This is a genomic window from Gilliamella sp. Nev5-1 (assembly GCF_001690895.1).
In the GTDB taxonomy this organism is placed as follows: domain Bacteria; phylum Pseudomonadota; class Gammaproteobacteria; order Enterobacterales; family Orbaceae; genus Gilliamella; species Gilliamella apicola_C.
The window spans coordinates 121,460-131,576 of sequence record NZ_LZHO01000070.1 but is presented as its reverse complement, the minus strand read 5'-3'; the positions used below and the strand labels follow the sequence as shown (position 1 = coordinate 131,576).

Here is a 10,117-nt window from a genome sequence, read left to right as displayed (position 1 = left end):
CCAGCTAGAGATCGTCGCCTAGGTGAGCCTTTACCCCACCTACTAGCTAATCCCATATGGGTTCATCAAATGGCGCATGGCCCAAAGGTCCCATGCTTTGGTCTCTCAACTTTATGCGGTATTAGCAGTCGTTTCCAACTGTTGTCCCCCTCCATTCGGCAGATCCCCATACTTTACTCACCCGTCCGCCACTCGTCATCAAGTGCAAGCACTCATGTTACCGTTCGACTTGCATGTGTTAAGCCTGCCGCCAGCGTTCAATCTGAGCCATGATCAAACTCTTCAATTTAAAGTTTGATGCTCAATAACTGTCTCTGACATATTCAAATGAATCTTCAGTGTCACTTATCAAGACTTAATTTTTTAGTCCGTAGACTTTAATCTTTTGTCTCGCAAGTGCCCACACAGATTGTCTGTTTCTTATTTTTAAAGAGCTAACAGCCTTTTTAAACCAATCAACTTTCCGTTAATTTACTTCGCTGTCTCAAGGGTTGCGTATACTACGCTAACCTTTTTTATTCGTCAAGATCTTTTTTCAAAATTTTTGATCTTAATTTTTCACTAACTTCCCTCAGCTTTTCGCTGACGCCGTGTCAGTGGATGCGCATTATAGAGACTTCATTTTTTTTGGCAAGCAAAAATATCCAATTACGTATTTGAATGAATACTCTTTAAACACATAAAACATTAATACATTGATAATTATTGAGATTATATTTAGCTAATTTCAAAACTAGCTTTTCAACATATTGATTATGTGCTGTGCTGATAATAATATTTTCTTTTAATGGTGCTTGAATTTTATTAAGGTGAAATTTTTCATTCAGCAGATTATAAGCTCGATTTGCAATTGCACTACCTGAATCAATAAAAGTTGCATTAGGGAAAATTATTTTTAATTCATCTTTAATAAATGGGTAATGAGTACAACCCAATACGATTGTATCTGGGATGATTGGTAAACAGATCCATGGCTGTAATAAATCTTTAAGTTGTTGCATATTTACGGCAATACCTTGCAGTTTATTTTCAGCAATAAGTGCTAATTCAGATAAACCAAGTAGCTCAACGTTGCAATTAGGCGCAAATTGTTGAATTAAATTGGCAATATAGGATCTTTTGATTGTCGCTTTTGTCGCTAATAATCCTATACATTTATTTTTAGTTATTTGACTAGCTGGCTTAATTGCTGGTACAACACCAACAATAGGAAAAGAAAATTTAGAACGCAAACTGGGCAAACAAATAGTACTAGCCGTATTACATGCAATAATCGCTAAATCAATGGAGTAAAATTTGGTAATAGCGTCTATAACCGAATTGACTCTATTAATTAAAAATGCCGATGATTTATCTCCATAAGGAAATTCTTCATTATCAAATGCATAAATATAACGCGCATTCGGCAATTTATTATAGATCTCATTATAAATAGATAATCCGCCAATACCTGAATCAAACACTAGCACTGAAGGTGCCCGACTTACAATATTCATTTTAGCTCTAGGTCATTAGATAATTCAAAAACCGCAATATCGTAGATTGATTAAAAATTAATGCAAGTCATTTTATTTAAACAAGCATTACATTTTATCTATGACAATTATTTGACTAGACGTCTAGATGGTAAAACTGCTAAAATGAGCGCATAAAATCTAAATATTATGTTTTAAACATTAATTATTTAAAAATAAGTCAAGAAGGTATTCCATGTCAGAATTTCTATTTACTTCCGAATCCGTTTCAGAAGGTCACCCAGATAAAATTGCCGATCAAATATCTGATGCAGTGCTTGATGCTATATTAAAACAAGATCCAAAAGCACGAGTTGCATGTGAAACCTATGTAAAAACAGGCATGGCTTTAGTCGGTGGAGAAATTACTACTTCAGCTTGGGTTGATATAGAAGAGTTAACTCGAAAAACCATTAATGATATTGGTTACACTAGCTCAGAGATGGGATTTGATGCCAATTCATGTGCTGTTCTTAATGTAATTGGCAAACAATCCCCAGATATTAATCAAGGAGTAGATAAACAAAATCCACTTGAGCAAGGTGCTGGTGACCAAGGTATTATGTTTGGCTATGCAACAAACGAAATGCCAAACTTAATGCCTGCGGCAATTACTTATGCACACGAGCTTATGCGCAGACAATCAGAAGTTAGAAAAAATGGCACGCTTCCTTGGTTGAGACCTGATGCCAAAAGCCAAGTCACGTTAATTTATGAAGATGGAAAAATCAAAGGTGTTGATACAATTGTTTTATCGACACAACACTCCATCGATATTGAGCAAAAAGCGTTACATGAAGCTGTTATGGAAGAAATCATTAAACCAACATTACCAGCTCAATGGTTAACAACAAGAACGAAATACTTTATTAATCCAACGGGACGCTTTGTTATTGGCGGACCAATGGGAGACTGTGGACTAACTGGGCGTAAAATCATAGTGGACACATATGGAGGCGCTGCGCACCATGGCGGTGGCGCATTTTCAGGAAAGGATCCGTCAAAAGTTGACCGCTCAGCGGCTTATGCTGCCCGCTATGTTGCCAAAAATATTGTTGCAGCTGGGCTTGCTGACCGATGTGAATTACAAATATCTTACGCAATTGGTATTGCAAATCCTACATCAATTTATGTCAATACTTTTGGCACCGAAAAAATCAATCACGATAACATTGTTTCATTGATTAAAGAATTTTTTGACTTAAGACCTTATGGATTAATTCAAATGCTTGATCTTATTCAACCAATTTATCAACACACGGCAAGTTATGGTCATTTTGGCCGAGATATTTTTCCTTGGGAAAAAGCTGACAAGGCAGCACTACTTCGCGATGCAGCAGGGTTATAAGCGCATACCAATTTATTTACATAATCAAATAGTGGCTTGTTTAAGAACTCACTTAATGCAAGCCAATCAATTTTTACATACCGAATATAAAGAACCTAACATCATCTACAAACCCAAAGGTAGCATTGCAGGTAGTGCGCTTTTAATGCACTGGGAAATTCAACTTAATTCAGTTATGTTACTAGAAAATGGCGCCCAATTTATTGAAGAAGTCGTGCCCCATGAGCTTGCTCATCTAATTGTTTTTAAAGAATTTGGCAAAGTCAAACCACATGGTAAAGAATGGCAATATGTTATGTCAGAAATTTTCGACAAGACGCCTTCAACAACTCATCATTTTCAGGTAAGGCGCAACACTTATTTATACTACTGCCAGTGCCAACAACATCACTTAACATCAATAAGACACAATAAAATCCAAAATAATAACGCTAGTTATTTATGCCGCAAATGCGGTACTATACTCAAACTAAAAAACGCCACTTAATATTAAGATATTGTATGTGTAAATTAGATTTCCATTTTTATAAAAGCTCTTTGTTGATTCTTGCTCTTGGTATTATTCTTTACATTACAGGCAATTTCTTTATACCTTTATACAATGGGCTTACTGTTACTCTTATTGAACATGCTCAATCACTTTTTTTATTATTCATGTGTGGCTACACTTATTATTATGCTCAGCAAGTAGCTGAACATTCACAACTATATAAATTTTGGATTTGGACAATATTTTGGTGGTTTATGCTTTTTGGGCGGGGAATTAGTTGGGGAAGAGATTTCTTTCCCGATGTACCACGTTTTTATTATAAAATTATTGCTAGCACTTTAATCTCTATCCCAATACTAAGTATGTTTTTACCGAATATTCGCCAAGAAATTGTACGTCGCTACAAATTTGAACAAATTCCAGTTTGGCATATATTTTTAGCTTTTCTATTCTTAGGAATAGCTGATATTGCTGAGCATCATCGTATGGGGCATGAATTCTTAGTTATAGCAAAAGAACGAAAAGATTTAATCGAAGAGTTAATGGAATGCCCCTGTCTTCTTTGTTTAGCTTTAACCACATTTTATATGCAAAAAAATGAACAAAAGAAGGAGAATTTATAATGTTAAGCTATCGCCATAGTTATCACGCAGGCAATCACGCTGATGTACTAAAACATGTAGTTTTAACACTATGTATTGAGTCATTAAAAGAAAAAGAAAAATCTTTTTTATATCTAGATACACACTCTGGCGCAGGAAGGTATTTATTACGAGGCGAGCATGCCGAAAAAACAGGCGAATATTTATCAGGAATTAATTTGATATGGCAACAAGCTAATATCCCGGAATTGCTTAATAGCTATATATCAGTATTAAAGCGCTATAATCCTTTTGATAAATTAAAATATTATCTTGGTTCTCCTTTAATTGCTAAACAATTACTACGCGAGCAAGACAAACTTAATCTTACCGAATTACATCCAACAGACTACCCCTTATTGAGACAAGAATTTAATAAAGATAAACGAACAAAAGTATTACGTGAAGACGGTTTCGCACAATTAAAATCAAAGTTACCACCGAGTTCACGACGAGGGATTATCCTAATCGATCCTTCCTATGAAATAAAAGATGACTATCAAAGAATTCCTGCTGCACTATTTGAAGCCTATAAACGTTTTGCTACAGGTGTCTATCTAATTTGGTATCCGGTGGTATCTCGTACCCAAACGCAAAAAATGATTGATAATATTGTTAATTTAGGTATTAAACGTATTTCTCAGTTTGAACTTGCCATCAAACCTGATAGTAATCAAAAAGGCATGACAGCATCAGGAATGATAGTAATTAACCCACCATGGAAATTACATGAACAGATGCTTACAATCATGCCGTGGTTGAAAACCACTTTAGACATTCATAAAACAGGAAGTTTCATCATTAAAGAGTTAGTTGCGGAATAACTTTTTATTATTGGTTGTCAAACACTTTCAGAAAATCCCATATTTAAGTAAAAAATCATGAAAAAAAATGGCAAGAAAATAGATAAATCCACAAAATAACCGCCAATAATAACGATAAAAAGACTGCGGCTGAGCCATAGTCTTTTGCTCGACCAGACAAATCATGTCTCTCAGTGCTAATGCGATCAACAACACACTCAATCGCGCTATTAATTAGCTCTGTAATCATCACAACACCAATCGATCCCAATAACAAAATTCGCTCATAAATAGAAAAATCGACCAGCATCACAATAATATAAGCTACAATCAATAAAATTAACTCTTGGCGAAATGCTGTTTCATATTTGATCGCCGATTTTAAGCCTTTTAAAGAGTATTTTGTTGCATTAAAAATACGCAGTAGTCCTGCTGTTTTTTTCATTATAGTATTCCGAGTTTAAAATTACCTTACATAACCATAGTTCATCAAACGTTGGAATCTTCTTTCTAGTAATGTAGATAAATCCATATTTTCAAGCTCATCAAGATCACTAAGCAGTTGTGTTTTAAGTGAAACAGATACGGTAGCGTAATCTCGGTGAGCGCCACCTAGAGGCTCTTGCACGATTGAATCAATTAAATTTAATTTTAATAAATTATCTGCCGTCATGTTCATGGCTTCCGCAGCAATTGGCGCTTTATCTGCACTTTTCCATAAAATAGAAGCACAACCTTCTGGTGAGATAACAGAATAAGTACTATATTGAAGCATATTAACCTTATCTGCCACACCAATCGCTAGCGCTCCACCAGAGCCACCTTCCCCAATGACGGTGCAAATAGTAGGAACTTTAAGGCGTGACATTTCTCTTAAATTACGAGCAATAGCTTCTGCTTGACCTCGCTCTTCGGCACCAATGCCTGGATAAGCCCCAGGAGTATCAATAAAGGTAATAATAGGCAATTTAAAACGTTCAGCTAGTTGCATTAACCGTAAAGCTTTACGATAACCTTCTGGGGCTGGCATACCAAAATTACGATAAATCTTCTGTTTTGTTTCACGACCTTTTTGATGTCCAATAACCACCACCGAGCGCTCATCAATACGAGCGATCCCACCAACAATTGCTTTATCGTCAGCATAGGCTCTGTCACCAGCCAATTCATCAAAATCGGTAAAAATTTCTTTTATATAATCTAATGTATAAGGGCGATTTGGATGCCTAGCTAGTTGCGCAATTTCCCAAGGCGTTAAATTAGCAAATATTTTTTTTGTTAACTCACGGCTTTTTTTATGTAATTGCTTAATTTCTTTATCTAAATTAATATCTAATTCTACTTGTTGCGAATCTATATTCTTCAAGGAATTAATTTTTGCTTCTAATTCCGCTATCGGCTTTTCAAATTCCAAAAAATTATTCATAACGCTTGTAATTGCCTCTTAATTTATTCGGTATTTTAAAAAAATACACTACCTAATACAATATACTGACTAAATCTTAAGATAAAATTAAGTCAATTCTACTATGTAACACTCATTGAAGCCACCTACATTTGTATTATTAGGCTTCAACTATTATGCCTCTCACATTGACTGAAATATAACTTCATTTATTCAATAAATTTATAATTCTTACTATTATTAATAAGTTTATCTGATTTATTCAAACTCAAATTCTATACGCTCAACACCAAGTAGAGTCTTTAGTTCAACAACCAAAGCATCTTCCGGGATAATTCTCCATTTCGTGCCAAATTGGATCCTCACAACTGAATCGTCTCGATGATAATATAAGTTAACGGGTACACTCCCATGCCGATAAGGTTCTAATAACTGTTGCAAACGTTGTAATATTGCTTGATTTGTTTCGTTTTCCGTTAACGTAATGGACAATCCTTTTACATATTTAGTTCGAGCATCTTTTAAATCGACAATATCGCGCACCGACATTTTAAAGCCACCATTAAAATCGTCATGGCTAACTTGCCCCGTCACAATTAAAATTTTATCTTTTACAAGTAAATGCCCAAAATTTTCTAAAGACTCCGCAAAAAGCATACCATCAATTCGACCAGAACGATCATCTAAAGTAAATAAACCAATCTTGTTCCCTCTTTTGGTAATTCTAACCCTAGCATCTACTACAATGCCTGCAAAAGTGACCACTTTTCCCCATCCTGTCGGCGATGCTTCACTAATTCGTAGCCCACCTGTATAACGATTTAATTCTTTTAAATATTGCGTTACAGGATGCCCTGTTAAATAAAGCCCTAAAGCTTCACGCTCTCCATCAAGCAAAACTTGATCAGGCAATTCTGGAACCGCAGCATAAGCATGCTCAACTTGTTCGGGCTCTTCTGCTAACACACCAAACATATCTTCTTGGCCAATATGTTGCGCTTTAGCATATTGATCAGCTGCCTGCATTGCATCATTGATACTATGTAAAATAGCTGCTCGATGGGGACCTAATTTATCAAATGCCCCTGCCATAGTGAGTTTTTCAAGCACACGGCGGTTAACCTTCTTCATATCTGTTCTGGCACAAAGCTCAAAAATATTTTTGAAGTATCCACCACTATTACGTGCTTCAACAATTGCCTCTATAGGCCCTTCTCCAACGCCTTTTATCGCACCTATTCCATAAACAATTTCTCCTTTATCATTTACATGAAAATGATAAAGCCCACTGTTAATATCAGGAGGGTTGACTTTTAATCCCATTCGTAAGCACTCGTCAACCAAACCGACAATTTTATCAGTATTATCCATATCAGCAGTCATAACCGCAGCCATAAATTCGGCAGGATAGTGAGTTTTTAGCCATAACGTTTGATAAGAAACAAGTGCATATGCCGCCGAATGAGATTTATTAAAACCATACCCAGCAAACTTCTCAACCAGATCAAATATTCTCATTGACAATTCGCCATCAATGCCCTGTTTTTCTGCCCCTTCTTTAAAAACAGAACGTTGCTTTGCCATCTCCTCGGGCTTTTTCTTACCCATAGCTCGACGTAGTAAATCAGCACCGCCTAGTGTATAACCTGATAAGGTCTGTGCGATTTGCATAACTTGTTCTTGATATAAAATAATACCGTATGTTGGCTCTAAAATAGGTTTTAATGATTCATGTTGATATTTAATATCGGGATAAGAAACCTCTTCTCGACCATGTTTGCGGTCAATGAAGTTATCTACCATACCTGATTGTAATGGACCAGGGCGAAATAGTGCAACTAAAGCAATCATATCCTCAAAACAGTCCGGTTTTAACCGTCTGATTAAGTCTTTCATCCCTCTAGATTCTAACTGGAATACGGCTGTGGTTTCAGCTTTTAACAATAATTCAAACGATTTTTCATCATCTAAAGGAATTCTAGTGATATCGACTCTTTCTTTTCCAGTTCGAAGCTGACGATCATTAATCATTTTGATGGCCCAATCAATAATGGTTAATGTTCTTAGCCCTAAAAAGTCAAACTTGACAAGCCCTGCATATTCAACATCGTTTTTATCAAACTGAGTAACTGGATGATGGCCTTCTGGATCACAATAAATTGGTGAAAAATCAGTAATCTTAGTTGGGGAAATAACTACTCCCCCTGCATGCTTACCTGCATTTCGAGTTACACCTTCCAATTGGCGTGCAATATCGATTAATGATTTAACTTCTTCATTATTATCATATAAATCTTGAAGCTGAGACTCAATTTCAAAAGCTTTAGCAAGAGTCATGCCTGGATCTAAAGGTATTAATTTAGAAATACGATCAACAAATCCATAAGGATGTCCAAGCACTCGACCAACATCCCGTATTACCGCTTTAGCTGCCATAGTACCAAAGGTTATAATTTGGGAAACAGCATCTCGCCCATACATATCAGCAACATGATCAATAACCAGATCGCGTTTTTCCATACAAAAATCAACATCAAAATCGGGCATTGAAACACGTTCTGGATTTAGAAAACGTTCAAAAAGCAAATCAAACGCAAGTGGATCTAAATCGGTAATTTTTAAAGCATACGCAACGAGTGAACCTGCACCAGAGCCTCGCCCTGGTCCTACAGGAATATCATTATCTTTTGACCATTGAATGAATTCCATAACAATTAGAAAGTAGCCAGGAAAACCCATTTGATTAATAACAGTTAATTCCGTTTCTAAACGTTCATCATATTCAGATCTTCTTTGTTTTCTGATTTCAGGATCAGGAAATAAAAACGTTAATCTTTCTTCTAATCCTTCACGCGATTTATGCACTAAAAAGTCTTCAGTTGACATATCGCCAGTTGGAAATTTAGGTAAAAAATACTCTCCCAACCGGATAGAAACATTACAACGCTTTGCTATTTCAACACTATTTTCAAGGGCTTCAGGAATATCAGAAAATAACTCACACATTTCCTGTTCTGAACGTAGATATTGCTCGGACGAGTAATTTTTAGGCCTAGAAGGATCATCTAATGTATTGCCATCATGAATAGCAACACGAATCTCATGAGCTTCAAAATCAGAAGCTTTTAAAAATCGAACATCATTAGTTGCAACGACTGGTAACAAATATTGTTCGGCCAGACTTACAGCACGATGAATAAATAGTTCTTCATTGTTGCGTTTAGTTCGTACTAATTCAAAATAAAAATGGTCATGAAAATTTGCAAGATAAAAATTAATCGCATTATCAATGATAATTTGATTATTGCGAACAATGCCAATACCAATATCGCTTTCACGCCCAGCTAATACAATTAACCCAGCTCGATGCTCAATCAACCACTCATTATCAACAACGGGAAAATCACCAATATACCCTCGTTGATAAGCTTTAGAAATTAATAAAGTAAGATTTTGATACCCTTGATTATTAGCCGCTAATAGAGTTAAACGATAAATATCATCAGGCATTTGGGGGCTTCTAATAGCAAGATCGGCACCAATGATCGGTTTAATACCTTTAGACATTGCTGAGCCATAAAACTTAACTAGTCCACAAAGATTAGTAAAATCAGTGATCGCAAAAGCGGGCATCTGTAACTTGCTCACTTCATTTACTAATGTGCCAACTTTGGCAATCCCATCAATCATTGAGAAATCACTATGCAAATGAAGGTGAATAAATTTAGGTTGCGCCATAATTACCAAAATTAAGCTATAAAATTAGTTTGCAATTATAACACAAGCAGGGAAAATATTCTTATTCTCTTTAATTACGAGTTCTAATTGAAAATAAAAGAGGGAAGCCATTTTTATTATAAGTTTTATCAGTGAAAATTTATATTAAAAATATCCCACCAATAATAACCTATTGGTG

8 protein-coding genes and 1 rRNA gene are annotated in these 10,117 nt (G+C 35.6%); 4 read left to right on the top strand and 5 right to left on the bottom strand.

Annotation, left to right across the window (positions count from 1 at the left end; genetic code table 11):
* Nucleotides 1-289: ribosomal RNA gene (locus A9G41_RS09610) — 16S ribosomal RNA — on the bottom strand; the annotation flags it as partial.
* Between the two features lie 382 nt (nt 290-671).
* Nucleotides 672-1,496, bottom strand: a complete 825-nt coding sequence (gene murI / locus A9G41_RS09605) for a glutamate racemase (RefSeq protein WP_065583096.1) — start codon at nt 1,494-1,496, stop codon at nt 672-674.
* A gap of 214 nt (nt 1,497-1,710) precedes the next feature.
* On the opposite strand from murI, the gene metK reads away from it, so the two are divergent.
* Genes metK through A9G41_RS09585 form a run of 4 tightly spaced genes read left to right on the top strand, consistent with a single transcriptional unit; the run spans nt 1,711 to nt 4,817 of the window.
* Nucleotides 1,711-2,862 (top strand): methionine adenosyltransferase, encoded by a 1,152-nt coding sequence (metK, locus tag A9G41_RS09600; protein WP_065583095.1) that lies wholly within the window; start codon nt 1,711-1,713, stop codon nt 2,860-2,862.
* Complete coding sequence (locus tag A9G41_RS09595; RefSeq protein ID WP_065583094.1) at nt 2,846-3,349, top strand: SprT family zinc-dependent metalloprotease; 504 nt, start codon at nt 2,846-2,848, stop codon at nt 3,347-3,349. Before metK ends, A9G41_RS09595 begins: the two co-directional genes overlap by 17 nt.
* Nucleotides 3,350-3,363: 14 nt before the next feature.
* A complete protein-coding gene (locus A9G41_RS09590; protein WP_065583093.1) occupies nt 3,364-3,975 on the top strand; it encodes a hypothetical protein in 612 nt (203 codons plus the stop codon).
* Complete coding sequence (locus A9G41_RS09585; protein WP_065583092.1) at nt 3,975-4,817, top strand: 23S rRNA (adenine(2030)-N(6))-methyltransferase RlmJ; 843 nt, start codon at nt 3,975-3,977, stop codon at nt 4,815-4,817. The genes A9G41_RS09590 and A9G41_RS09585 overlap by 1 nt, the downstream gene beginning before the upstream one ends.
* Nucleotides 4,818-4,872: 55 nt before the next feature.
* Here the strand turns inward: A9G41_RS09585 and A9G41_RS09580 are convergent, their stop codons facing one another.
* From A9G41_RS09580 to dnaE, 3 genes are all read right to left on the bottom strand, one after another.
* A complete protein-coding gene (locus A9G41_RS09580; RefSeq protein WP_065583091.1) occupies nt 4,873-5,241 on the bottom strand; it encodes a diacylglycerol kinase in 369 nt (122 codons plus the stop codon).
* A 21-nt stretch (nt 5,242-5,262) separates the two neighbouring features.
* A complete protein-coding gene (gene accA, locus A9G41_RS09575) occupies nt 5,263-6,222 on the bottom strand; it encodes an acetyl-CoA carboxylase carboxyl transferase subunit alpha (RefSeq protein WP_065583090.1) in 960 nt (319 codons plus the stop codon).
* A gap of 237 nt (nt 6,223-6,459) precedes the next feature.
* Complete coding sequence (gene dnaE / locus A9G41_RS09570; RefSeq protein WP_065583089.1) at nt 6,460-9,939, bottom strand: DNA polymerase III subunit alpha; 3,480 nt, start codon at nt 9,937-9,939, stop codon at nt 6,460-6,462.
* Between the last annotated feature and the right edge of the window lie 178 nt (nt 9,940-10,117).

Coding starts and splice junctions, on each gene's coding strand:
- murI (WP_065583096.1), bottom strand. CDS start 1,496: ATGAATATTGTAAGTCGGGCACCTTCAGTGCTAGTGTTTGATTCAGGT.
- metK (WP_065583095.1), top strand. CDS start 1,711: ATGTCAGAATTTCTATTTACTTCCGAATCCGTTTCAGAAGGTCACCCA.
- A9G41_RS09595 (WP_065583094.1), top strand. CDS start 2,846: ATGCAGCAGGGTTATAAGCGCATACCAATTTATTTACATAATCAAATA.
- A9G41_RS09590 (WP_065583093.1), top strand. CDS start 3,364: ATGTGTAAATTAGATTTCCATTTTTATAAAAGCTCTTTGTTGATTCTT.
- A9G41_RS09585 (WP_065583092.1), top strand. CDS start 3,975: ATGTTAAGCTATCGCCATAGTTATCACGCAGGCAATCACGCTGATGTA.
- A9G41_RS09580 (WP_065583091.1), bottom strand. CDS start 5,241: ATGAAAAAAACAGCAGGACTACTGCGTATTTTTAATGCAACAAAATAC.
- accA (WP_065583090.1), bottom strand. CDS start 6,222: ATGAATAATTTTTTGGAATTTGAAAAGCCGATAGCGGAATTAGAAGCA.
- dnaE (WP_065583089.1), bottom strand. CDS start 9,939: ATGGCGCAACCTAAATTTATTCACCTTCATTTGCATAGTGATTTCTCA.